At 54.0% G+C, this 24467-nt stretch carries 24 protein-coding genes; 13 read left to right on the top strand and 11 right to left on the bottom strand.

Going from position 1 to position 24467, the window contains the following annotated elements:
* Positions 1-14: 14 nt before the first annotated feature.
* The 4 genes from glnD (at position 15) to G462_RS0113565 (ending at position 5986) form a co-directional block, all read left to right on the top strand.
* On the top strand, positions 15-2612 hold the full coding sequence (gene glnD / locus G462_RS0113580; protein ID WP_342664480.1) for a bifunctional uridylyltransferase/uridylyl-removing protein GlnD: 2598 nt from the start codon (positions 15-17) through the stop codon (positions 2610-2612).
* A gap of 51 nt (positions 2613-2663) precedes the next feature.
* Positions 2664-3698, top strand: coding sequence for a 2,3,4,5-tetrahydropyridine-2,6-dicarboxylate N-succinyltransferase (gene dapD, locus G462_RS0113575; protein WP_026959475.1), 1035 nt, complete (start codon positions 2664-2666; stop codon positions 3696-3698).
* An 81-nt stretch (positions 3699-3779) separates the two neighbouring features.
* On the top strand, positions 3780-5435 hold the full coding sequence (locus G462_RS23975) for an HD domain-containing phosphohydrolase (protein ID WP_051326746.1): 1656 nt from the start codon (positions 3780-3782) through the stop codon (positions 5433-5435).
* Positions 5436-5593: 158 nt separating this feature from the next.
* The gene (locus G462_RS0113565) at positions 5594-5986 is read left to right on the top strand and encodes a tautomerase family protein (RefSeq protein ID WP_026959474.1); all 393 of its coding nucleotides are present in this window, start codon (positions 5594-5596) and stop codon (positions 5984-5986) included.
* 51 nt (positions 5987-6037) lie between these two features.
* Here G462_RS0113565 and bamC read toward each other — a convergent pair whose 3' ends face one another.
* Positions 6038-7201: an outer membrane protein assembly factor BamC gene (gene bamC / locus G462_RS0113560; RefSeq protein WP_026959473.1), complete on the bottom strand. Its 1164-nt coding sequence runs from the start codon at positions 7199-7201 to the stop codon at positions 6038-6040.
* A 255-nt stretch (positions 7202-7456) separates the two neighbouring features.
* Here bamC and G462_RS0113555 point away from each other — a divergent pair, with 255 nt between their 5' ends.
* Together G462_RS0113555 and bcp are read left to right on the top strand one after the other, a co-directional pair.
* Positions 7457-7984, top strand: a complete 528-nt coding sequence (locus G462_RS0113555; protein ID WP_026959472.1) for a glycine cleavage system transcriptional repressor — start codon at positions 7457-7459, stop codon at positions 7982-7984.
* Positions 7985-8000: 16 nt separating this feature from the next.
* On the top strand, positions 8001-8465 hold the full coding sequence (gene bcp / locus G462_RS0113550) for a thioredoxin-dependent thiol peroxidase (RefSeq protein WP_026959471.1): 465 nt from the start codon (positions 8001-8003) through the stop codon (positions 8463-8465).
* 63 nt (positions 8466-8528) lie between these two features.
* Here the strand turns inward: bcp and G462_RS0113545 are convergent, their stop codons facing one another.
* Positions 8529-9617 carry an AI-2E family transporter gene (locus G462_RS0113545; protein ID WP_026959470.1) on the bottom strand — a complete coding sequence of 363 codons (1089 nt, stop codon included), beginning with the start codon at positions 9615-9617 and terminating at the stop codon, positions 8529-8531.
* Positions 9618-9619: 2 nt separating this feature from the next.
* Complete coding sequence (locus G462_RS0113540) at positions 9620-9847, bottom strand: sulfurtransferase TusA family protein (RefSeq protein WP_026959469.1); 228 nt, start codon at positions 9845-9847, stop codon at positions 9620-9622.
* Between the two features lie 230 nt (positions 9848-10077).
* Here G462_RS0113540 and bepA point away from each other — a divergent pair, with 230 nt between their 5' ends.
* Genes bepA through G462_RS0113525 form a run of 3 tightly spaced genes read left to right on the top strand, consistent with a single transcriptional unit; the run spans position 10078 to position 12260 of the window.
* Complete coding sequence (bepA, locus tag G462_RS0113535; RefSeq protein ID WP_026959468.1) at positions 10078-11511, top strand: beta-barrel assembly-enhancing protease; 1434 nt, start codon at positions 10078-10080, stop codon at positions 11509-11511.
* A 16-nt stretch (positions 11512-11527) separates the two neighbouring features.
* The gene (gene arsC / locus G462_RS0113530) at positions 11528-11878 is read left to right on the top strand and encodes an arsenate reductase (glutaredoxin) (protein WP_026959467.1); all 351 of its coding nucleotides are present in this window, start codon (positions 11528-11530) and stop codon (positions 11876-11878) included.
* A 1-nt stretch (position 11879) separates the two neighbouring features.
* Positions 11880-12260, top strand: coding sequence for a DUF2069 domain-containing protein (locus G462_RS0113525; protein ID WP_245579572.1), 381 nt, complete (start codon positions 11880-11882; stop codon positions 12258-12260).
* Positions 12261-12292: 32 nt separating this feature from the next.
* Here G462_RS0113525 and hda read toward each other — a convergent pair whose 3' ends face one another.
* From hda to upp, 3 genes are all read right to left on the bottom strand, one after another.
* Positions 12293-12997 carry a DnaA inactivator Hda gene (gene hda, locus G462_RS0113520; RefSeq protein ID WP_084405069.1) on the bottom strand — a complete coding sequence of 235 codons (705 nt, stop codon included), beginning with the start codon at positions 12995-12997 and terminating at the stop codon, positions 12293-12295.
* 71 nt (positions 12998-13068) lie between these two features.
* Positions 13069-14079: a DUF2066 domain-containing protein gene (locus tag G462_RS0113515; RefSeq protein WP_026959464.1), complete on the bottom strand. Its 1011-nt coding sequence runs from the start codon at positions 14077-14079 to the stop codon at positions 13069-13071.
* Positions 14066-14692, bottom strand: a complete 627-nt coding sequence (gene upp / locus G462_RS0113510) for a uracil phosphoribosyltransferase (protein ID WP_026959463.1) — start codon at positions 14690-14692, stop codon at positions 14066-14068. Before upp ends, G462_RS0113515 begins: the two co-directional genes overlap by 14 nt.
* Positions 14693-14869: 177 nt before the next feature.
* On the opposite strand from upp, the gene purM reads away from it, so the two are divergent.
* Together purM and purN are read left to right on the top strand one after the other, a co-directional pair.
* Entirely contained in the window at positions 14870-15910 is a 1041-nt protein-coding gene (gene purM, locus G462_RS0113505; RefSeq protein ID WP_026959462.1) for a phosphoribosylformylglycinamidine cyclo-ligase, read from the top strand.
* Positions 15911-15918: 8 nt separating this feature from the next.
* Positions 15919-16557 carry a phosphoribosylglycinamide formyltransferase gene (purN, locus tag G462_RS0113500; RefSeq protein ID WP_026959461.1) on the top strand — a complete coding sequence of 213 codons (639 nt, stop codon included), beginning with the start codon at positions 15919-15921 and terminating at the stop codon, positions 16555-16557.
* Positions 16558-16631: 74 nt separating this feature from the next.
* Here the strand turns inward: purN and G462_RS22830 are convergent, their stop codons facing one another.
* From G462_RS22830 to guaB, 5 genes are all read right to left on the bottom strand, one after another.
* The gene (locus G462_RS22830) at positions 16632-18350 is read right to left on the bottom strand and encodes a SulP family inorganic anion transporter (protein ID WP_051326745.1); all 1719 of its coding nucleotides are present in this window, start codon (positions 18348-18350) and stop codon (positions 16632-16634) included.
* 330 nt (positions 18351-18680) lie between these two features.
* Positions 18681-18974: a cupin domain-containing protein gene (locus G462_RS0113485; RefSeq protein WP_026959459.1), complete on the bottom strand. Its 294-nt coding sequence runs from the start codon at positions 18972-18974 to the stop codon at positions 18681-18683.
* 30 nt (positions 18975-19004) lie between these two features.
* The gene (locus G462_RS0113480; protein WP_157378623.1) at positions 19005-19343 is read right to left on the bottom strand and encodes a hypothetical protein; all 339 of its coding nucleotides are present in this window, start codon (positions 19341-19343) and stop codon (positions 19005-19007) included.
* Between the two features lie 151 nt (positions 19344-19494).
* Positions 19495-21075 (bottom strand): glutamine-hydrolyzing GMP synthase, encoded by a 1581-nt coding sequence (gene guaA / locus G462_RS0113475; protein WP_026959457.1) that lies wholly within the window; start codon positions 21073-21075, stop codon positions 19495-19497.
* 65 nt (positions 21076-21140) lie between these two features.
* Positions 21141-22601 (bottom strand): IMP dehydrogenase, encoded by a 1461-nt coding sequence (gene guaB / locus G462_RS0113470; RefSeq protein WP_026959456.1) that lies wholly within the window; start codon positions 22599-22601, stop codon positions 21141-21143.
* 128 nt (positions 22602-22729) lie between these two features.
* On the opposite strand from guaB, the gene xseA reads away from it, so the two are divergent.
* Positions 22730-24061 (top strand): exodeoxyribonuclease VII large subunit, encoded by a 1332-nt coding sequence (xseA, locus tag G462_RS0113465; RefSeq protein WP_026959455.1) that lies wholly within the window; start codon positions 22730-22732, stop codon positions 24059-24061.
* Between the two features lie 140 nt (positions 24062-24201).
* Positions 24202-24467: transposase domain-containing protein (locus tag G462_RS0113460; protein WP_026959508.1), on the top strand; the 266-nt coding region annotated here is incomplete at its 3' end.

The following is a 24467-nucleotide window of genomic DNA, read 5'->3' as shown; positions in this document are numbered from 1 at the left end:
AAATCATGGAGTTGATGATCGAGCAACCTAGCTTGCCAGAGCTCAGCGAACTGAGCATGAGCTCGGCACGCGATTACTTACAGCGCCAACAGGAATGGCTAGCCCAACAGTTTAATCAGGGCATCCATGTGGAAGAGTTGGTGCAGGCTCGCTCAGAGCAGATGGACAGAGTGCTGGCCAGCCTGTGGCAGCATTTCGAGCTGCACCTGCATCCCGAGCTCGCGCTCACTGCGGTGGGCGGCTATGGCCGCGGCGAACTGCACCCCCACTCTGATATCGATATCCTGGTGCTTAGCCCCAGCCGTATCAGCGATGAAGCGGGCGAGAAGATCAGCCAGTTCGTCACCTTCTTGTGGGACATTCGTCTTGATGTCGGCCACAGCGTGCGCACCCTCAAAGAGTGCACCAAGCTCGGTCGTGAAGACATCACCATCGCCACTAACTTACAAGAATCACGACTACTTTACGGTAACGCCAAGGTCTATAGCGAACTGTGTGAGGCGGTGCGCTGCGACAGTTTCTGGCCATCCGATAAGTTCTTTGAAGCCAAAAAGCAGGAACAGCTGCAGCGCCACTCCCAGTACAAAGGCAATGCCTATAGCCTAGAGCCCGATATCAAGGCCAACCCGGGCGGCCTGCGCGATATTCAAACCATCTGCTGGGTCGCGGGCCGCCATTTTGGCAGCAGCGAGCTGGACCATCTGGTCACCGAGGGCTTTTTGACCAAGGCCGAAGGACGCGAACTGCAAGATTGCCGTGATTTTTTGTGGCGAGTTCGCTTTGCCCTGCATATCCACCTGAATAAAGCCGACGACCGTCTGCTGTTTGATCGCCAATTGGCAGTGGCCCAGTCGCTCGGTTATCGCGGCGAGCACAACGCGCCGGTGGAGCGTCTGATGAAGCACTTCTTCCAGACTATCCGCCGTATCAGCGAGCTCAACGAGATGCTGCTGCAGCTATTCGATGAGGCCATCTTAGGCAACACTGCCATCGATGTGCGCCCCATCGACGTACATTTCCAGCTGCGCGGTAAGTTGATCGACTGCTGCGACAAGCAGCTAATGTTGCAACAGCCAGAGCAAATCCTGGTGATGTTCCAACATATTGCAGACAATCCAGAAATCGAAGGGATCTACTCATCCACCCTGCGCCAGCTGCGTGAAGCACGCCGCCGCCTGCCACAGTGGATTGAAGACTTGCCCGGCTGTAAGAAGCGCTTCCGTCGTCTCATCAAGCACCCGAATGTCACGGCCTTGGCCCTGACCTTAATGCATCGCTACGGCGTGTTGGCGGCCTACTTTCCGGCCTGGAGCCGCATCGTCGGCCAGATGCAGTTTGATCTGTTCCATGCCTTCACCGTGGATGAACATACCCATCGTCTGATCCGTAAGATCCACAGCTTTAACTTTGCCGAAACCGCACAGACCCATCCGCTGTGCTGCGAGATCTACCCGCGACTCGAGCGCCCCGATCTGCTGACCATGGCCGCGCTGTTCCACGATATTGCCAAAGGACGCAAGGGCGATCACAGCGAGCTGGGTGCCATCGACGCCGAACAGTTCTGTCTGAATCATGGCTACAGCAAGCCCTCGGCGAATACCGTTAGCTGGTTGGTTAAACATCACCTACTGATGTCAGTCACCGCACAGCGCCGTGATATCTACGATCCTGAGGTTATCAGCGAGTTTGCCAAGGTGGTCCGTGACCAACGCCACTTGGATATGCTGCTGTGCCTGACCGTAGCTGACATATGCGCTACCAATGATGACACCTGGAATAGCTGGAAGCGCACCCTGCTGGCCGATTTGTACAAAGCGACCAAGCAAGCCCTGCGCCGAGGCCTGGAAAATCCGGTGGACGTGCGTGGCGTGATCCGCGACAAGCAAGACAAGGCCATCGAACTGCTCGCCAAGAAGAACTTCTCGCAAGAGCAGATCCGCGAGCTATGGAAACGCTTCCGTGCCGACTATTTCCTGCGCCACACGCCCGAGCAGATCGCATGGCACAGTGAGCATTTGTGGGGCCACTCGATCCATCAGCCGCTGGTGCTGGTGAGCCGTAAAGCGACCCGTGGCGGCACCGAGATCTTTATCCACAACAAGGATATCGATCACCTGTTCGCTTCGGTGGCTGCAGAGCTAGACCAAAAGAACCTGACCATTCACGACGCGCAGATCATGGCCAGCCGCGATGGCTATGTGCTGGATACCTTTGTGGTACTGGAGCGCGACGGACAACCGCTATCGAGCGAGCGCGGCCTCGAGCTCAAGAGCAGCCTGCAAAAGATGCTGCTGTTCGAAATGCCCATCGATATCCGCCAACGTCGGGTACCGCGTCAGGTTCAGCAGTTTAATATCAAACCACGCATCGATTACCTGCCAACGCGTAGCAATCGCACCTTGTTAGAGGTTGTCGCGTTGGACAAACCTGGCCTGCTGGCCAAACTCGGTGCCGTGTTCCAATCACAACTGCTCACCTTGCATGCCGCCAAAGTCACCACCATTGGCGAAAAAGCCGAGGATTTCTTCTCGCTGAGTAATGCCCAGCGCGAGCCATTGACCGAGGACGAGCAGCAACAGCTGCGTGAAGTATTGGTCGAGGCGCTGAGCTAAAACAAACCGAATCATTATTACCCGTAGATAAGCGCAATTATGGAGAACCACATGTCTACATTTTTTAGTTACGCCGTGGGCGTTGGAAGTAAGAATGCCAAAGGCGAATGGCTAGAAGTGTTCTACCCCGCCCCTGTATACCAGCCACAGCAAGCTGAAGTTGATGCCCTGACCAAAGGCCTGGATTACCAAGGCGGTAAACAGCTTATCGAGCTTAACGAAGAGATTCTGGAAACCCTACTAGCTAATGCGAAAGCCGCAGGCCTGAGCGCTCAAGTAAGTGCGCTGAAAGCACTTAAAGGTAGCGAACAGTCGCGCGTGCTGTGTCTGCTTAGCGAAGACAGCGCCGCTGAGTCAACCCCAGAGGCTTACCTGAAGCTTCACCTGCTGTCACACCGTTTGGTTAAGCCGCATGGCGTTGACCTAAGCGGTATCTTTGCAGTGCTGCCAAACGTTGCCTGGACCAACCAAGGCGCGGTTGATTTGGAAGAGCTGCCAGCCAAACAGCTGGAAGCGCGCGCCAAGGGCGAGCTGCTGCAGGTGACCTCGGTGGATAAGTTCCCGAAAATGGCCGATTACGTGGTACCGAGCGGCGTACGCATTGCGGCAACCTCGCGGGTTCGTCTGGGCGCCTACATTGGTGAAGGCACCACCATCATGCACGAAGGCTTCTGTAACTTTAACGCCGGTACTGCCGGTACCAGCATGATCGAAGGCCGAATCTCTGCCGGCGTATTCGTAGGTAAAGGCTCGGACCTAGGCGGCGGCTGTTCAACCATGGGCACCCTGTCTGGCGGCGGCAATATCATCATCTCCGTGGGCGAAGAATCGCTGATTGGCGCGAATGCTGGTACCGGTATTCCTCTGGGCGATCGCTGCATCATCGAGTCTGGCTTGTACATCACTGCAGGCACCAAAGTGGTACTGATTGACGACAACAAACAGCCAGCTGGAACAGTTAAGGCGCGCGATCTGGCCGGTAAATCAGACCTGTTGTTCCGCCGTAACAGCATCAGTGGCGCAATTGAATGTCTGACCAATAAGTCAGCCGTTGAGCTGAACGAGGCGCTGCACGCCCACAACTAAGGTCTAAAGGCCAGTACTGACCGTATTGTTATTATAGTCTCCATGTCGCATACTCAGTTTGATGGCATGGAGGCTAAATCAATGAAGCGTTATTGGTTATATCTGGCTGGCACCACCCTCACCCTGCTGGTTGTAATGAGCTTCACCACCTTGGTGTTGACCCACAACCGACAATACCGCAGCGACGAACTCTCCGCACAACTGGACGAACATCTCGCCAGCATCCAAACCCAGCTGGATGAACTCAGCGAAGACGCTCAGCACCAATTGCGGTTTCTCTCATCCCTAGACAGCAGTGAGCACGCCCTAGCACAAGGCCTGCTTGATACCTCTGCCGATATCCTCTCACAACTGATGGCCAGCCAAGCATATATCCTTCAGGCTCGCCTACTCAGCCCCTCTGGCCAAGAGCTATTACGATTCGACAGTAGCGCCGATGGGCCCGTGCGCATCCCAGACTATGACTTGCAAAACAAAGCACGTCGTTACTATGTGGCAGCACTGCTATCCACCGCACCAGATGAGGTCTACTTCTCAAGCATTGATCTAAATGTTGAGCGGGGAGTGATCGAGCTTCCCTATCAACCGGTACTACGTGTCGGGATGGCAGTGACCGCCAAAAACAGCGGCCAAATCCTCGGCTTCGTGCTGCTCAACTACGATATGCAAGTAATCTTCGCCAAGCTGCAAAAACAGCTCAGTGCGCATATGCAAGCCTATCTAGTGGCGCCTAACGGGCAGTTTCTACTGCACCCGTCTTCTAATCACCGCTATTGCAAGGATCTTAACTGCAGCCACTACTTCGATAAGTCTCAACTAACCAACGATATTCAGCAGCAACTGTTCTTCGAAGGACAGATGGCATCGATAACCCTGGCGGCACCAAGCAAAGACTTGCAGCCACTCTATGGCGCTATCGTACTGCGTTACTCCCCCGAGTACCTTCCAGCCATCACCGCCTACGACAGCTCGAGCCTTCAAGTGATTTCAACACCGCTTTGGTGGGCATGGTTAGCAGTGACACTGGCATTATGCACCGGAGCCTGTGGCCTGCTGGAGTACCGCATACACCACCTCAATGAAAGCTGGCAGCGCATGAAGATGCATGGGGTACTCGAAAAAATCACCGAGCTTATCGAACGAGTTCAAGAGGATGACGATCCGGTAACCGGTAGCCACGTTCAACGTGTCTCGTACTACTCTAAGCTAATGGCAGCCGCAGCCCGACTTGAGCCCTCGCTAGTTCAAGACATCTACCGTTACGCCTCGCTGCACGACATCGGTAAGATCAGCATCCCCGACGCCATCTTGAAAAAACCCGGTAAGCTTGACCCCCAAGAATGGGCAGTGATGCAAACTCACGTGGAGAACGGCTACCAATTGATCAAAGAGTTCAACATCAGCCCGGTGGCGGAGAATATCGTTCGCTGCCACCATGAGCGCTGGGATGGCACAGGCTACCCGCGCGGCTTGAAAGGCACCGATATCCCAGTTGAAGCACGCATCGTGAGCATCGTCGATTGCTTTGATGCGCTGATGTCTGAGCGCCCCTACAAGCCCGCATTCAGCTTTGAAAAGTCGGCCGGCATTATTAACGAGCTCAGCGGCAGCGCCTTTGAGCCCGAGCTGGTAAGGCTGTTTAACCTATTGGAAGAAGAGTTCGCCAAGTTCCGAACACCGGTGGGAGATAGCCGAACCGAAGAGTTGCTGGCATTGCGTGCTGTGCAGATGCAGTAGCTGTAAAGCAGGCTTGGCAGCGGCAGTAAAACACTAAGCAAACCGTCATTAAAGCTTCGCTTTGCTTCACTCAGCAGCCTGTATATAGTGCTGTAAGGCCTGTGTGGTAGCGCGCTGCGCGTTCAGGCTGGAGTTCGTATTCTCGCAAAGGATTGCCCATGCCGCACTGCATTATCGAATGCCCGACCACACTCAGCCGCCATATCGGTTTTCAGCTTCTGGTTAACACCATTCATGACTCGCTGGTCGCCTCAGACTTGTTCCATCACGATAAGATCAACACCCGCGCCTATATCAGCGAGCACTTCAAAGTAGCGGGCTCGCGCCAAGAGTATCTGCACCTGGATCTATGCTGTGAAGAGCTGCTGGAACATCAGCAAATGCAAGGCGTGGCTCAACAGTTAAGCCACAGCATCTATGAGCTGCTACCAAAGCTTCCCAACCTCAGCATACGCATCCATTTACCGCAGCAAAGTGATTTTGTGCAACACTTTAGCGGCCCTCAGGTTGTGGCGCTAAGCGAGCAGCGAGACACCCGCCAAGCCATATAGAAAAAGCCAGCGAATACGCTGGCTTTTTAATCTCTACTGAATGTGCCTTGATTAGTTAAGCGGCGTATCACCCCGTTTCATCATGATGGCGAAGTACGGGTAGAGCTGATGCAACACATCGGCACTCAGTACTGCATCACCGCCGTCGGCAAGGGTCATTAAGGTATTATCGCCGCTCGAGCCTAAGGTCATCACAAAGTCACCAGTACGGAACTTCAAGTCTTCCAAGCCGTAGCGCTGGCGGATCTCATTGGAAGGACTCTTACGTTTTAGGTAAAGCTTACCGGTGTTCGACACGTAGTCAGTGATCTCAAAACCTAGCAGCGGCAAGATCTCACGCAGTCGCTTCATGGTCTTATCCAAATCGGCATCGGCGCGGAAGTTAGCCACACCTGCATTCTCAATCATGAGTACTGATACACTCTCGTCGAAGTACTCAGCCACTTCTTGTTCATTCATCGCCGCTAGCTGAGCTTGCTCGCGCTCCAACTGTAACTGCTGCTCATATTGTTCACGCTGTTCGGCAATAAAACCAATCAGTTGATTTAACTCGATATTAGCCAAACGACGGCGCTCAAAGCTATCGAACACAGTTTCAGCGGGTTCGTTTTCGATGGTTTTATTCACATCAATCAGCTCAACGGAAAAGCCTGCGGTACGGCCATGGGGCATGATTTGCAGGCTGTATTGGAAGCGCTGGCTCAAACGGTGAGTTTTGCTTCCCCACAATCGACCATCAACCTTGCTCTCATCTACAATCCAGTCGCTTAACCAGATGCCCGCTTGCGCATCAGCCACCTGGAAGCGACCACCGCGACCTGCAACATAGTCGTTTAGTAACTGATCCATTAGCTCACGGCTCTGACCTTCGCCTTGAGATTGTGGGATATCGAACCAGAAGATCACGCCGGAGTTGAGTACCTCGAAGCGGCTACCAGATACAACGTTGAGCACCTGAACTGGCGGGCGTACATCCACATCGCCGCCCACTCGGTTGTTTGCCTGTTCGCCCAGCGGCGGCACAGCGAACTCGTCGCTGTAGGCAGGCGGGTTTACACCTTCTGGCGTACTAAGGGGTACCAACAACTCACTGTCGAGATACTTGAATCCTCGATCTGCTTGGCGGGCTTGTTCGGGTGATGAACATGCGGCAATGAACGAAGCTGTAACCAAACAAGTGGCCAGTTTAAATAGAGAACCAGAAGCTAACTGCATAGTGTAAAGTCAGGATACTTGTAGATGAAAACCTTGGCGGGCAAGTCGGTTGCGCCTCCCTGTACAAGCTCGCTATGTTACTTAGCGTACTGATTAAACACAAGGCCAAGCCCGGTTAAGCTGTGACAAATGTGAGTTTTCGATCATCTTGTTTGAACTAGCGGCAACTCAGCGCCAAAGCGCGGCCCCCGCCCTAGCAATCCCCGGCAAAGCCAAGTAAGCTGATGGCACCCTAGACTTGTCTTCAAATCGCTTATGACTCAACACCTTGTAGTAACCGCCGTCGGTACCGACAGGCCAGGTATTGTCAATCAGCTTACTCAGCTGGCCAGTCAGTGTGGCTGTAACATTGTCGATAGCCGCATGGCGCTATTCGGCTCCGAGTTTACCCTGATTATGTTGTTGAGCGGCGAACATAACGCCATGCTGCAGATCGAAACCCGACTGCCGATCATGGCTCAGCAGCTTCAGTTGCTCACGGTACTCAAGCCAACCACACCGCACACCCAGCTCGACTACCACACCACCGCCTTGTTGCAGCTCACCATTACCGACTCGCCCGGCGTCATTAGTCAGGTCACCCAGCTGATTAGCGACCATGGTCTGGATCTGGTAGGCCTCAAGTCGAACCTGTTTAGCGAGCAAGGCAACGAGATGCTGAGCGCTGAGTTTGAAGCCAAACTAAGTACCGATGCCGACCACAAACTTTTATCTGCAGACTATGATCGGCTTTGTGAGAAGCTGGGTACTCAACAACACCAACTTCAATTTCTGTCAATCTAACGGAAAGGACGCATTCATGAATACGCTTACTGCAGGCGCTGCTGCCCCCGCATTTACTTTGCCCAACCAAGATGGCACTGAGATTAGCCTGAGCGATCTGGCAGGCAAAAAGGTGCTGGTTTACTTCTACCCCAAAGCACTGACGCCCGGTTGCACCACCCAAGCCTGTGGCTTGCGTGATAGCAAAGAAGAGCTTGATGCACTAAACACCGTGGTGTTTGGCGTTAGCCCCGACCCGGTTAAGCGCTTGCCTAAGTTCATCGAAAAACATCAGCTGAACTTCGATCTACTGTCTGATGAAGACCACAGTGTGGCCGATCAGTTTGGCGTGTGGGGCCGCAAGAAGTTTATGGGCAAAGAGTACGACGGCATTCACCGCATCAGCTTCTTGATCGATGAGAACGGCCAGATTGAGAAGGTCTTCGACAAGTTTAAAACCAGTAATCACCACGACGTGGTGGTGGATTACCTAAAGGGTTAATCGTCTCCTGCAAAAAACTAAAAAAGCGCCATTCGGCGCTTTTTTTTGAACGGCAATTTGGGCTTACTCTTCAGTGGCTTCCGCTACCGGTTCATCAGTACTCTCCATCTGGCGCGGCCAGGCATTCAGCACCGCCTTAATCAGTGTCGCCAGCGGGATGGCAAAAAACACCCCGAGAATGCCCCACAGCCCACCAAACACCAGCACCGCGACGATAATATAGAGAGGGTGGAGGTTTACCGCTTCGGAGAACAGCAGCGGCACCAGCAGGTTGCCGTCGAGGATCTGAATCACCATGTAGGCAAGGATGAGATAGCCGAACTGCGGGCTGATCCCCCACTGAAACAAGCCAACCATCGCCACCGGTAAGGTCACCGCGAAGGCGCCGACAAAGGGAATCAATACCGATACGCCCACCAATAAGCTAAGCAGCGCGGAGTAGCGCAGCCCCATCAGCACAAACACCAGATAGCTCACGCCGCCAACGATCAGTATCTCCATCGCCTTGCCACGCACGTAGTTGGCGATCTGGGCATTCATCTCGCGCCATACCTTTTGGATAAGCAGGCGCTCATCGGGAATAAAGCGATCCAGCCCAGCCAACAGCTTATCCCGGTCCGCCAGCATAAAGTACACCATTAACGGCACCAGTACGCTATATACCGCCAAGGTTGCTAGGTTAAGAATGGAGGATATAGAGGCCTGTAGTAACTGCTCACCGACCGCCAGTAGCTTGCCACGCATATTGCCGACGATGGAGTCGAGCAAGGCGCCATCGATATACTCGGGATATTGCTCCGGCAAGGAACCCAGCCATACCTGGAAGCTACCGAGCATAGCCGGGTACTCCGACAATAGGTTTACCCCCTGCGCCCACACCGTTGGCAGCATGGCGAAGCTAAACACCAGCACCAAGGCGATAAATAGCAGCAGCACCAAGGTTGTGGCGATACTGCGCTTGATATGCAGCTTCACCAAGTAGCTCACCGGCCAATCCAACAGGTAGGCCAACACCAGCGCCACAATTACCGGCGCCATCAGATTGCCAAAGAAGTACAACGAGGCCGCAGCCACGCTTAAAACCAGCAGCATCACCACCGCATTGGTATCGGAGAACATCCTCTCGTACCAGCGGGTTAAGACTCTATGCATTGCTAAATAACTCTCCCTTTAATGGTGATAATCAGCTGACAGCCGTGGCTAGACTCAGCCAGTTCGACCTGGTGTCCAAGGCGACGAAAAAAGCGGGGAATGTCCTGGCAGGAGCCTGGGTCCCTGAGCTGAATGCGGGCTTGATCGCCAGCTACCGCGTCTTTTAACCAAAGCTTACTTTGGATCAGCGGTTCGGGACAGACATATTCACGAAAATCAAAATCTTGCACTTTTTGCTCGATACGCGGTCTACATCAATGCCGGTGGATAGATAGCAAGTCAGCAGGCATTGCCAAGCGCCTATTGCGTGCGTCCATCACGGGTCGACTCAGTCAAATCCACGCCCATTTTAAACGTGGATAAACGCGTTTAGTGTGCACTAATACAAAGACTTATTTCCATAGCCAATCCAAGAATTTCAAGGTATTCTCGCTCTACTACCAGAACGACAGAGAGAATCATGCGCCGTCTGCTAGCAGCTATCGTGGGTACGGCACTCTGGGCGACCTCCCCCCAAGCCAGCAACTCATTACCAGAAATCGGCACCGTTGCCAGCTCTGCGCTGACCATCAATCAAGAGATCCGCTACGGCGAAGTGTATATGCGCTTTATCCGCGCGTCCTCGCCGATGACCAATGATCCGGTGCTGTCAGAGTATGTGACCGAGTTGGGTAACCGCCTAGTCAGCAACGCCGAGCAAGTCAAAACGCCGTTTAACTTTTTCTTGGTGTCAGATCCTGAGATCAATGCTGCCGCCTTTCTCGGTGGCTACATCAAGATCCACACCGGCCTGTTCCTCTATGCCAATAGCGAGAGTGAATTCGCCTCAGTAATCGCACACGAGATTGCCCACGTTACCCAGCGTCATATCGCCCGCTATCTGGAAAATCAGGCCAATGCGCAAAACCTGACCTACGCGGGCGTGATAGGCTCAGTGCTACTGGCCATCGCCAATCCGATTGCTGGTATTGCCGCCTTGCAAGGCACCGTGGCGGCCAGTATGCAGAGCTCAATCAACTACACCCGCGCCAACGAGTTCGAGGCGGATCGTATCGGTCTGCGCACCTTGGCTAACTCGGGCTTTGATCCGCAGGGAATGGGCAGCTTCTTCGGCAAACTATCCGAGAAATATCGCTACGCCTCCAAGCCCCCGCAGATGCTGGTCACCCACCCACTGCCCGATACGCGGGTGAGCGAAGCGCGGGCACGGGCCAACCAATACCCCAACCGCTATATCGCGCCGTCTTTGTCTTATCAACTGGCGAAGGCACGGATTGAGGTGCGTCATGGGGTGATGGATGGCGAAGCCGCGTTGGACTATTTCAATCGCCAACTTGAGCGTCGCAGTTACGCCCTAGAAGATGCCGCCAAATATGGTAAAGCTCTGGCGCTGTTTGAGATGGGCGAGTTTAAGCAGGCCAAAACCTTGATCGACGAGCTGGCCAAAGGACAGCCTGATAACCTGTTCTATCTCGATACTCAGACCGATGTCGACCTGGCCTTGGAGAACTTCCAACCGGCAATCGAACGCCTGCAAGCAGCCCAGCAGCGCTACCCTAACAACCAAGTGATTGTGCTGAATCTTGCTTACGCACAAAGTAAAGCCGACCAGCCGGAACAGGCGCGCAAAGAGCTCGATCGTTACCTTAGACAACATCGTGAAGATGCCTTAGCATGGAGCCAGCTAACGCGTGTTGAGCGCCAGCTAGGCAATACCGCTCGAGCCCATCAAGCCAACGCGGAAGTACTGGCTTTACGGGCCGATTATCAGCGAGCCGTCGATGAGCTACACAGTGCGTTCAATCTGACCGAAACGCCATTGGAGCGGGCCAGAATTGAAGCACGTATCGAGCAATTCAAGCTCGCCGAACAGGAATTGGACGAGCTACGTTAACGACAAGGAGAGACCCATGTCAGGGGTGAAGATTTACCACAACCCGCGCTGCTCCAAGAGCAGAGAAACGTTAAAACTGTTGCAGGACAAAGGCATCGAGCCTGAGATTGTGCTGTACCTTGAAACGCCCCCCAGCGTGACTGAGCTAAGTGGCTTGCTCAAGCAGTTGGCGCTGTCACCACGTGAGCTGATGCGCACCAAGGAGGCGGAGTACAAAGAGCTGGACCTCTCCGACAATGAGCTGAGCGATGATCAGCTGCTGGTTGCCATGCACAATCACCCTAAACTGATTGAGCGCCCCATCGTAGTCGCCAACGGCCAAGCTCGCATTGGTCGCCCTCCCCAACAAGTCATGGATATCCTGTAGTTTGGCCGCGCAGCAATGGTTGCGCCTGGCTCAGCTTAGTTACTTAGGGCTACTCATTTGGGTGGCCCTTTGGCAACTTGGCGTACTCGCCAGCGCCGATACATCATTAGGCTTTCGCTTTGCACTGTGGCTACTCCCGCTACTGTTCCCGCTGCCGGGTATTGCCAAAGGCAAGCCCTATACCTTCGCTTGGGCAAGCTTCGTACTGCTTTGGTACGTGCTGCATGCCGCCGTATTGTTAGTGGTAGCTCCTGAGTTGCGCCTATTGGCAGCAGTGGAGTTAGTGCTTACCCTGAGCGCCTTTGTTAGTGGCTTGGTGTTTGCGCGAACCCGCGGCAGGGAGTTAGGCTTAGGCCTTAAGAAACGTAAAAAGGGCGAATAAGCGAAAAGATCCTATCTGGGCAAATACACCCGCTATAGCGATAGGATCTCTTTGACAAACGGTACGGTCAACTTGCGCTGTGCTGTCATCGATGCCTTATCCAAGGTATCGAGATTCTCCAGCAAGGTAGGCATATCCCGCGACAGGCGCTTTAGCATAAAGCGAGCAACTTCCAGCGGCATCTTCAAGCCACGCAGCTGGGCACGCAGCTGCAGCGCACTGAGCTTTTGCTCGTCGTCCAGTTCATGCACCCGGTAGGTCACGCCCCAGTTTAGCCGCGATTGTAGGTCGGGCAGTGCCAGCGGGAGCTGCTGCGCCGGCTGGCTAGCGGTTACAATCAAGCGCGCCGTTTCGGCATGCTCTTTACGGCGATTGTAGAAATCAAAGATCGCCTCTTCCCACTGACGATTACCAGCAATGGCATCGATGTTATCTAAACAAACCAGCGCCATATGCTCTAAACCGTCGAGCATCTGTGGGGTCATCTGTTGGTGATGTTCGAGGGGTAAGTAGGCGGAAGCAGCAGAGATGTCAGCCATCTCACTACAGCTGGCATGCAGCAGGTGGGTACGGCCACTGCCGGGCGTTCCCCACAAGTAGAGCATGCGCTCGCCGCGGTCTAGGGCGAGATTTCGAAGGGCACTGAGCAACTGTTGATTCTCCCCGGGATAGAAACTCACGAGGGTTTCATCGTCAGGGAGCATGACCGGAAGAGATAACTGGGGGGACAGGCTCAAAGTGCTAGATCGAATTTGCTCAAAAAGATGATCCTATTGTAACAGTTCGATCTAGCGAAGAAAAACCTTTGCTAGCGCAGCAGGTACTGGCTGGGGTTTTCTTGGTCAACCTCAAATTGCTCATCCACCGAGAGCGCGGTTTGCAGGTCTTGCCAAGGGCTAAGCAGTTCAACCCGATAGGTCACCGTCTCACCTTGCAGGCTATGCAGCTGCACCCGAGCCACCGCCGGTTGCTGGTTGAGGTAGCTTTCCAGCAAAATCATGCGATTGAGGCTACGCAGTCCACTAAAGCTCAACAGTACCGACTCGCCATTGGCTTCGTTCAACACTACGCCATAGCGCTCAACCATCGCTTGCAGCAGCTGGCTGCTGAGCTGGTCTGCCGCGACTTGGCTGTCGCCTTGGGCTTGCCCGCTGGCCAGTTGGGTGCGCGCTTGGGCATCCAGCAAACGCCATTGCAACTGCAATGAGCCGTCGCTCAGAGGAAACTGTTTTACGGTCATAACCAACGGGCTGCTATAGCGCTCACTGGCTTGATAGATATTACGATCGAAGCTGCCCCATACGTCGTTGACATCAACAATCGCGGTGTCTTGCAGATCCAAGATCGGCCACTGCAGGCTCAAGGCCAGCTCGGCGGTTTGCTCATTCAGCTCAGCCATCATCTCGGCTTGCTGTGCTTCGCTGAGCAGACTGCGGTTAAAGCCCTGCTCAACGGCGTACCACATCAGTACCGCTGGGCGATGTTGGCCTAACTGGCGCACCTCGGCTTGAGTGAGTAACTGCCCCACCATCTGCGAGTTAAAGCGCACGCTGATGCTGTCATCGCTATAGGAAAACTGCTGCACAAAGGGGCTGATGTTGCCGCGCGCCTTAGCAATGACCGGCAGCGAACGGGTAGCGGGATCGCCGGTCAGACGCAGTAGCAATAGGTCGAAGGCCGCTTGCTGGTCTTCGACCGCGACGCCGGTTGCCGGTGCTTCCACCTGAAAAAGCTCAGCGCGCAGCGGCAAAGCGCCGGCCAGCAAACAAAACAGCGCAGCCTTAAGCCACGCTTTGAATCGCCAGTTATTTGGTACCAAAAATCTTGTCTCCTGCATCGCCCAAGCCCGGGATGATATAGCCTTTCTCATTCAGTTTCTCATCAACTGATGCTGTGTACAGGCTAACATCTGGATGGGCTTCTTCCAATGCTTTCAGGCCCTCAGGGGCGGCAACCAGCACCAATACCACGATGTGAGTACAGCCGTGTTCTTTCAGCAAATCGATGGTCGCGATCATCGAGCCACCGGTGGCCAGCATCGGGTCAACCACCAAGGCCATTCGTTCCTCAATCTGACCAACCAACTTGGAGAAGTAAGGCACTGGCTCAAGGGTTTCTTCATCGCGGTAGATACCGACCACCGAGGTCTTCGCCGATGGCATGTGCTCCAATACGCCGTCCATCATGCCTAAACCCGCTCGCAGGATCGGCACAACCGTGGCTTTCTTGCCTTTGATCTGCTCCACTTCCACCTTGCCACACCAACCATCAATGGTGACCGTTTCCATTTCCAGATCGGCGGTCGCTTCATAAGTCAGCAAGCTCCCCACCTCCCGCGCCAACTCACGAAAACGCTTGGTGCTGATATCCGCTTCGCGCATCAGTCCAATTTTGTGACGAACCAAGGGGTGTTTAACTTCTACGACTTTCATGGTGATTCCTTGTTTAACGTTGGTGCAATTAGCGCCTATTCTAATCGCCTTTTTCCCGGCCATGGTAGCTTTGATCAATAAATTCCCCGACTGGATCGCTATCAGGCTGTAACATCTCAGGTAACACTGATAAAATGCGCGCAATTTTTTCGGCCCTTCCCTTAAAAAGGTACTCCTGTGACTAAGCAAAATACTCCTCTCAGCTACAAAGACGCCGGTGTTGATATCGAAGCAGGCAATGCTTTGGTTGAACGAATCAAAGGTGTGAGCAAACGAACCCAACGCCCCGAGGTGATGGGCGGACTGGGAGGCTTCGGTGCACTGTGTCAGTTGCCAAGCAACTATAAAGAACCGGTGCTGGTTGCAGGTACCGACGGCGTAGGCACCAAGCTGCGTCTGGCGCTAGACCTGAACAAGCACGACACCGTGGGCATCGACCTGGTTGCGATGTGTGTCAACGACCTGATCGTACAAGGCGCTGAGCCACTGTTCTTCCTTGACTACTTTGCCACCGGCAAGCTGGACGTTGATACCGCTGCAGACGTAGTAGCTGGCATCGGCGAAGGCTGTGAGCAAAGCGGCTGTGCACTGATCGGCGGTGAAACTGCTGAAATGCCAGGCATGTACCATGGCGATGACTACGACATGGCAGGCTTCTGCGTAGGTGTGGTAGAAAAATCTGAAGTGATCGACGGCACTAAAGTAAGCGAAGGCGATGCGCTGATTGCACTGGCATCAAGCGGCCCTCACTCTAACGGTTACTCTTTGGTTCGTAAGATCCTGGAAGTGTCTGGCGCAGATCCACAGCAAGCCTTCGGCGACAGCACCCTGGGTGAAACCCTGCTGACTCCAACCAAGATCTACGTGAAATCGGTACTGGAACTGATTAAGCAATGTGACGTACACGCACTGTCGCACATCACCGGTGGTGGCTTCTGGGAGAACATCCCGCGCGTACTGCCTGAAGGTGCTAAAGCGGTGGTTGACGAGTCTAGCTGGCAATGGCCAGAGATCTTCAACTGGCTGCAAGAGAACGGCAACGTGGCTCGCGAAGAGATGTACCGCACCTTCAACTGTGGCGTAGGCATGATCATCGCGCTACCAGAAGCTGACGTTGAGAAAGCGCTAGCGATTCTGAACGAACAAGGTGAGACCGCATGGAAGATTGGTCACATCGCTACCGCCGCTGCCGGCGAAGGGCAAGTCGAAATTAACTAAGGAAGGCCATGACTGCCAATATAGTGGTACTCATCAGCGGTTCAGGGACTAACCTGCAAGCGCTGATTGATGCCTGTGAACAGGGAAAGATTGATGGCCGCATTTCTGCGGTCATATCTAACAAGGCCGACGCCTTTGGCCTGCAACGCGCTGCGCGTGCCGGCATCGTTACCGAGTTCCTCGACCCTAAAGCCTATAGCGATCGCGCAAGCTATGATGTCGCCCTCGCCGATATGATTGATGGCCATCGTGCCGATGTCATTGTGATGGCGGGCTTTATGCGTATCCTCAGCGAAGGTTTTGTCGAGCGCTTCAACGGCAAGATGCTCAACATCCATCCCTCGTTGCTGCCCAAGTATCAAGGCCTGCATACCCATCAGCGCGCTATTGAGGCGGGCGACAAAGAACACGGCTGCAGTGTTCACTTCGTTACCGCCGAGCTCGATGGCGGCCCGGTGGTACTGCAAGCCAAGGTACCTGTGTTCCAAGAAGACAGCCCAGAAGAGCTGGCCAAACGGGTTCTGGTGCAAGAGCATGCTATCTACCCTCTGGTAGTAAGCTGGCTCTGTCAGGGCCGCTTGTCGATGACCGAGCAAGGCGCTGAGCTAGATGGCCAGCTACTGCCCGCTGAAGGCTACGCGAACTAGCTAGCGACATGCTTCCAATAAAAACGCCACTCATCAGTGGCGTTTTCTTTTTTTAATACAGCAAACCAGCAGGCCTATACGCTTGGCTTTGCCTCCGACTCACTCGACTGCTCGTTAGCCATCACTTGTTCATCCACTTGTTGATCCACGGGCTCACCGACAATCGCCAAGCCCTTCTGCAAGGCCTCGATACGAGAGCTAACAATGTACTCTCCGTCTACCCAATTGCGGATCTGCATCTTCTCCAACTGCTCCATAGCCTGCTCATTCGGGCAGTACAAGAAGACCTGACAACCTGCATCCAGCGCGTCGCGCATCGCATTCTCCAGCGCTAGCGCCACCGTCACATCGATCATCGGTACCGCGCTTAAATCCAGTACCATCACCTTGTATTGGTCAACGGCGGCATGGGCCCGGGCAATCGCCTTGGATACACCGAATATCATCGGCCCAGAGAGGTAGAAGAACAGCAACTGCCCTTTGGCCTGATCCAGCAAGGCACGTTCCTCACTGCTTAGCGGCACGCCATCATCGGCATCGGAAATGGCCTTCACATTCTTTTCCTGAACCCGGCTTAGCCGCTCAATGGTGATGATGTTCGCCAGAAACACCCCTATCCCAACGGCGTAGATTAGATCCACAAACACCGTCAGCAGCAGTACCCCGTACATGATGCAGGTTGGCACCAGTGATACGGTGTGGGCGCGCTTGATAAAGCTCCAATCAAGGATGTTGAGTCCCACAAACAGTGCAATACCTGCAAGCACCGCCAAGGGCACCGGCTCAATCAGCGGCGCCAGCCACAGCACAACCAGCAGCAGGATCAGCGCGCGCACAATGCCGGAGAGCGGCGAGCGAGCCCCCACCTGCACATTGACCACCGTGCCCATGGTCGCTCCCGCGCCGGGTAAGGCACCAAACAACCCAGACACGGTATTGGCGATACCCTGCCCGATAAGCTCACGGTTGGAGTCATGCTCGTTACGGGTCAAGCTGTCGGCAATCACAGCAGTTAGCAGCGTATCGATACAGCCAAGTGTGCCCAGTACTAGCGCGTCAACCAGCATCTCGCTGATAAGGCCAAAGGAAAAGGTTGGCCACACAATCGAGGGGAGTCCGCTAGGGATCTCGCCAATACGGCGGATATCCATACCACCGAATAGCACGATGGAGATGAGCGTTACGGCCACCAGTGCCACCAACTGCGGTGGGATCAGCTTCTTGTATTTACTCGGCATAAACAACAGCACGCCGAGGGTCATCATGCCGAGTAAGAACTCGCCAAAGTGCATATTGCGGATAAGCTCCGGCAGGGCTTTGATTGTCCCCAGCGCGCCACCGGGAGGCACGGCTTGGCCAAGAAATGGGGCGAGCTGAAGGATTACCAGGATCACCCCCACCCCAGACATAAAGCCGGATATCACGCTATAGGGCATCAAGGTGATGTACTTACCCAACTTGAGCGCACCGAGCGCTATCTGAAACACCCCAGCCAACATCACCACGGTGAAGGCAATGGCCACCCCATTCTCGGGGTGGCGGGCAATCATTCCGGTAAGCACAGCGGCCATCACCACCGTCATCGGACCGGTTGGCTCGGAGATCAAGGTTCGCGAACCACCAAATAAGGCGGCAAACAGACCGACCAATATCGCCCCCCACAAGCCGGCTTGCGCCCCAGCGCCGGATGCGACACCAAAGGCCAAGGCCATCGGCAGCGATACGATGGCGGTGGTCACGCCACCAAATAGATCACCCTTTAGCGTGATGTCTTGAAACGTCCGTGTAACCAATACAGCTCTCCTTATCTTCAACAGCTCAATTTTAAAGATTTTTTTGATAATTAGTACAGAAAGAAAGTAATACCAATCCGAATAAGTAGATGTTCAGATATTGCGCAGGAAAAATCTTTGAGGACGAGGAAGGGCTTGCCGTAACTAGTGGACTAATTACAAAAGCGCTGACGCTGTCACCAAAGATTTTAACCAGCAAAGATGACCAGATACTTGTTCTGATTGGTATAAGGGTAATGGGCAATTTTGCCGCAGTTACAACTGCATCGGATTTAACACAAGGGATGGAGGCCAGCAGGGCTAAGGCTGGCCTTAAATAACAGGGCGGGTTCAGTCTTGATGGCGGTAGCCATAGGCCCAGCGGCTACCGGAGTTGGGGCCGGTTATCACGTCGTGATTGCTGTTGGCGGGGATAAATACCTCTTCACCGACCTCGGGATAACAATGGATCCCATCGATGACTACGACTAAGTCACCTTCCAACACAACCAGCAACTCATCCACGCTATGCACAAAATCAAGCCACTGTTGACCGGGGGGATCTTCGAAGATGCCAAAGCTATAGCCACGCTGCAGAAACTCCTTTTCCAGCTTAATCATATCTACCGATTCTACCGCTTCCATGCTGCTTGCTCCTTCAGTTTGATTGCTGTGTTAGCTCTTTAGCGCACTTATCCACGCACGGCATTTTACCTTGCCCAAGCTGGGCATCTGCCGCGAGTTCAAGGTGATCTGACGGCTACTGCCGGGCTTGGCGCTATACCATTTGACCTTCTTGTCCCACTCATACCAGCGCTGATCTTGGTAGTAGTAATACTGCACTTCCACCTTGGCCTTAACTAGCTCTCGCTCGGTACTCGCCAGCTCAGCGCGATAGCGGGTCCCCATCTTTTGCCGGTCACACTCAGCGCTTTTTAAGCGGACACTCGCATGCCCCGGAACCACCATAAAACAAAGGAGCACTACGGCTCCCCATTTAAGTAAGTTAGTCATTGTCTATACCGTTCAAGCGTTATGTATTTATATATTTATCAACATTGAGAATAGACCAATACTCCCCATCTACAAACACCAGCAGCAATAGAAAAGGTAACGCGATCAAAAAAGCCACCCGAAGGTGGCTTAGTTCAGCAAGCGAGGACGCTTATTCCCACTCGATGGTGGCAGGCGGCTTACCTGAGATATCGTAAACAACGCGCGAAATACCGTCGATTTCGTTGATGATGCGGTTACTTACTGCACCCAAGAAATCGTATGGCAGGTGTGCCCAGTGTGCGGTCATAAAGTCGATGGTCTCTACCGCACGTAACGATACAACCCAGTCGTACTTACGGCCATCGCCCATTACGCCTACCGAGCGAACCGGCAGGAATACGGTGAAGGCTTGGCTTACCTTGTGGTACAGCTCGGCCTTGTGCAGCTCTTCGATGAAAATGGCATCGGCGCGACGCAGCAAGTCACAGTACTCTTTCTTCACTTCGCCCAGTACACGCACGCCCAGACCAGGACCCGGGAATGGGTGACGGTACAGCATATCGTATGGCAGGCCTAGCTCCAGGCCAATCTTACGTACTTCATCTTTGAACAGCTCTTTTAGCGGCTCAACCAGACCCATTTCCATATCGTCTGGCAGACCGCCAACGTTATGGTGCGATTTAATCACATGGGCTTTACCGGTTTTCGCGCCAGCAGATTCGATCACGTCTGGGTAGATGGTGCCTTGTGCTAGCCACTTGGCGTTTTGCAGCTTCTTCGACTCTTCGTCGAACACGTCTACGAATACATGGCCGATGATCTTACGCTTAGCTTCTGGATCGGCTTCGCCTTCCAGTGCTGTCAAAAAGCGGTCTTCTGCATCAACGTGCACGATGTTCAGGCCGAAGTGGTTGCCGAACATATCCATCACTTGCTGAGCTTCGTTAAGACGCAGCAGGCCGTTGTCAACGAATACACAGGTCAGCTTGTCGCCGATGGCGCGCTGAACCAGCATCGCAACTACCGATGAATCAACACCGCCACTGAGGCCCAGGATCACTTCATCATCGCCCACTTGCTCTTTAATACGCGCTACCGCGTCTTCGATAATCGAGCCTGAGGTCCATAGCGCTTCACAGCCACAGATGTCTTTAACAAAGTGCTCCAGCATGCGCTTGCCCTGGCGGGTGTGAGTCACTTCTGGGTGGAACTGAACGCCGTAGAACTGCTTCTCTTCGCAGGCCATAGCCGCGAACTCACAGCTTGGGGTTTGAGCAATCTTAGCGAAGCCTTCAGGGATCGCCGACACCTTATCGCCGTGGCTCATCCATACGTCCAGCAGTGCGTTGCCGTTTGGCGCTACTGCGTCTTCGATGGCCTTGAACAGCTCAGATTGAGCCAGTACTTCTACCTGTGCGTAACCAAACTCGCGTTCTCCATCGCCTTGGATTACTGCACCACCTAGCTGCTCACTCATGGTTTGCATGCCGTAGCAGATACCCAGTACCGGTACGCCCGCATTAAACACGTACTCAGGAGCACGCGGTGAATCAGCTTCAGTTACGCTCTCCGGGCCGCCGGCCAGAATGATACCGTTAGGCGCGAACTCTTTAATGTCGGCCTCTTCAACATCCCAACCCCACAGCTCACAGTAAACGCCGATTTCACGGATACGGCGGGCAATCAGTTGGGTGTACTGAGATCCAAAGTCGAGGATCAGGATACGATGCTTATGAATGTCTTGGCTCATAATCTCTTCTTTAAGTAAGAGTTAATCAAAGGGGCGCTGCTGCGCCCCCCGGGAGAAACTGGGTGTTAGCCCATGCGGTAGTTTGGTGCTTCTTTGGTGATGGCCACATCGTGTACGTGGCTCTCGCCCATACCGGCGCTGGTGATCTTAACAAACTCAGCTTTGGTGTTCAGCTCTTCAATGGTGGCACAGCCAGTCAGGCCCATGCATGAGCGCAGACCGCCCATTTGCTGGTGAATGATGGCTTTAACCGGACCTTTGTAAGCAACGCGACCTTCGATACCTTCTGGTACCAGCTTGTCAGCGGCGTTGTCGGTCTGGAAGTAGCGATCCGATGAGCCCTGAGACATCGCACCCAGCGAGCCCATACCACGGTAAGACTTGTAAGAGCGGCCTTGGTACAGCTCAATCTCACCCGGCGCTTCTTCAGTACCGGCAAACATCGAACCCACCATGACGCAGCTTGCGCCAGCAACCAGTGCTTTGGCGATATCGCCTGAGAAGCGAATACCGCCGTCGGCAATTACCGGAATGCCACGGTCTTTCAGTGCATCTACTGCATCGGCTACCGCGGTGATTTGCGGTACACCTACACCGGTTACGATACGGGTAGTACAGATAGAACCAGGGCCAATACCGACTTTAACCGCGCTACAACCAGCGTCTGCCAGAGCAATGGCGCCTGCAGTGGTAGCCACATTGCCGCCGATGATCTCCAGATCCGGGTAGGTTTCGCGGGTCGCTTTAATGCGATCCAATACGCCCTGTGAGTGACCGTGTGACGAGTCGATAAGCAGTACGTCAACGCCAGCTTCGACCAGCGCTTTAACGCGCTCTTCGTTACCTGCGCCAGCGCCTACTGCTGCGCCCACACGTAGGCGACCCAGCTCGTCTTTACAGGCGTTGGGTTTACGCTCGGCTTTCTTAAAGTCTTTTACGGTAATCAGACCGGTTAGCTTGAAGCTGTCATCAACAACCAGCATTTTCTCAATGCGGTGCTCATGCATCAGATGCTCAACGGTGTCACGCGAAGTGTCGGTGGTGGTTACCAAACGCTCTTTTGGCGTCATCACATCAGCTACGGTCTTACTCATGTCAGTTTCGAAACGCAGGTCACGGCCGGTAACAATACCTACCAGGTCGTTGTTAGCAGAAACTACTGGGAAACCAGAAAAACCTAGTTTTTCACGTAGAAGGGCAATCTCGCCAAGGGTACGCTCAGGGCTTACGGTAACCGGCTCTAGAACTACGCCAGCTTCGTACTTTTTCACCTTGCGAACTTCGTCAGCTTGCTGCTCGATGGACATGTTCTTGTGAATAAAGCCGACACCGCCCTCTTGGGCCAGAGCAATCGCGAAGCGCGCTTCTGTAACGGTGTCCATCGCTGCAGAGACCATGGGGATGTTCAGGCTGATGTTTTTAGTCAGCTTAGTCTGCAGGTTGGCTGTATTTGGGAGGACATGCGAGTGGGCCGGAACCAACAACACGTCATCGAAGGTTAGGGCTTCTTTGGCAATTCTCAACATAGCAATATTCACCTAATGGAAGTGAGGAAAGGGGGTAAAATATTGCGGAGGGATTATAGGTACAAAGCTGGCCAAGGTAAAACGAAAAGTATAAATTTCTTGGAATATTTTTATTAACGGGAAAATTCATGGCATTCGCAACGCCCCAAGCCCCTGTACTAAGTGTTAGTCAGCTCAATCGTCAGGTACGCCTGTTACTCGAACAAAGCATCGGCACCGTCTGGCTGGAAGGCGAGATCTCCAACTATTCGGTGCCCTTTTCCGGTCATTGGTACTTTTCGCTGAAAGACAGCGAGGCTCAAGTGCGCTGCGCCATGTTCAAGGGCAGTAACGCACGAGTGCGCTTTCAACCAGAGAACGGCCAGCAGGTATTGGTGAAAGCCAAGATCGGCCTGTACGAGCCGCGCGGCGAGTACCAGTTGATTGTCGAGCGGATGCTGCCCGCCGGTGATGGCGCCATGCAGCTAGCCTTCGACCAACTCAAGATGAAGCTGGCCGCCGAGGGCTTGTTCAGCGAAGCCGCCAAGCTACCAATGCCTAGCCACCCACAGCGGATCGGTTTGGTTACCTCCGCCAGTGGCGCCGCGCTGCACGATATTCTGTCGGTGCTAAAGCGCCGCGCGCCCTCCATCGAAGTGATCATCTACCCAAGTTCGGTACAGGGCGAGCTCGCTCCCGCCCAGTTAATCAGTGCGCTGAATAGTGCCAACCAGCGCAACGAGGTGGATCTGCTGGTACTGACCCGCGGCGGCGGCTCCAAAGAAGACCTGTGGTGTTTTAACGATGAGCAATTGGCCAGAGCGGTGTATCACTCTCAACTGCCGGTTATCTCGGCGGTTGGCCACGAGGTGGATATCAGCATCTGCGACTTTGTGGCTGATCTGCGCGCCGCCACCCCATCGGCGGCGGCGGAGCTGATCAGTCAAAGCGCCAGCACCCTCGACGATAAAGTCGCCAAGCAAAAGCAACGCTTGTTGCTGGCTTGGCAGCAGCAGCTACGGTTTTATCAAAGCCGCAGCCAGCACTTGCAGCAGCGGCTACTGGCACAAGCGCCTCAACAAAAAGTGCAGCAACAGCAGCAGCGTTTAGACCAGTTAACCCTGCGCCTCGAGCATAGCTGGCAGGCGCGCTCTCAAGGCCTGCATAATCGTCAACAACAGCTACAGCAACGTCTGCTCTCCAGTGGTTTGCCACAACGCATCCAACAGCTCCAGCTGGTCGTGGAGCGCTTAGAGCAGCGCCAGTTTGCTGCCATGGATAACATCGAGCACAGCGCGCTACAGCGCTTCCAGGCCTGTGTGCGCCAGCTAAACAGCCTAAGCCCGCTTGCCGTACTTGAGCGCGGCTACAGCATCGTAGAGGGCAAGCAAGGGGTGGTGAGCAGTGCCAGCAAGCTTACAAGCGGTGAGAAGGTCAGTTTGAAGTTTGCCGATGGCGAGCGCCCCGCCACCATCGATTAATAGCAAAAGCAGTCATACGAGAAAGGGGCACAAAAAAAGCGAGGCTTAAGGCCTAATGCCGATCAGTTAAGACAGATCCATTGACGATCTTTCTGACTCAAGCAGAATCCGATATCAGTTCTCTGGTATCGGATTTTTTTATGCCCATTCAAGACCTGCTCGATAGTACTTTCCAAGAAGTAGATACATTCACCTCCTTAGATAAGTTGAATGAGTTGCTCTCCCCAGAGCTACTTACCCAAGCCTTTCAGCATGCGGGTGTTGCAACGGTTCGAAGACGACGCTTACCTCTGGAAGCTGTTGTCTGGTCGGTGGTGGGAATGGCGTTGTTTCGACAAGCATCCGTGTGGGATATTGCCAGCCATATGGACATCTCCCTACCCGGGAAGCATCGCCTCGTTGCGCC

Source organism: Aliagarivorans taiwanensis DSM 22990, from assembly GCF_000429505.1.
GTDB lineage: Bacteria > Pseudomonadota > Gammaproteobacteria > Enterobacterales > Celerinatantimonadaceae > Aliagarivorans > Aliagarivorans taiwanensis.
Note: the sequence above shows the minus strand (reverse complement) of the source record. Positions and strands in the feature narration are given on the sequence as shown.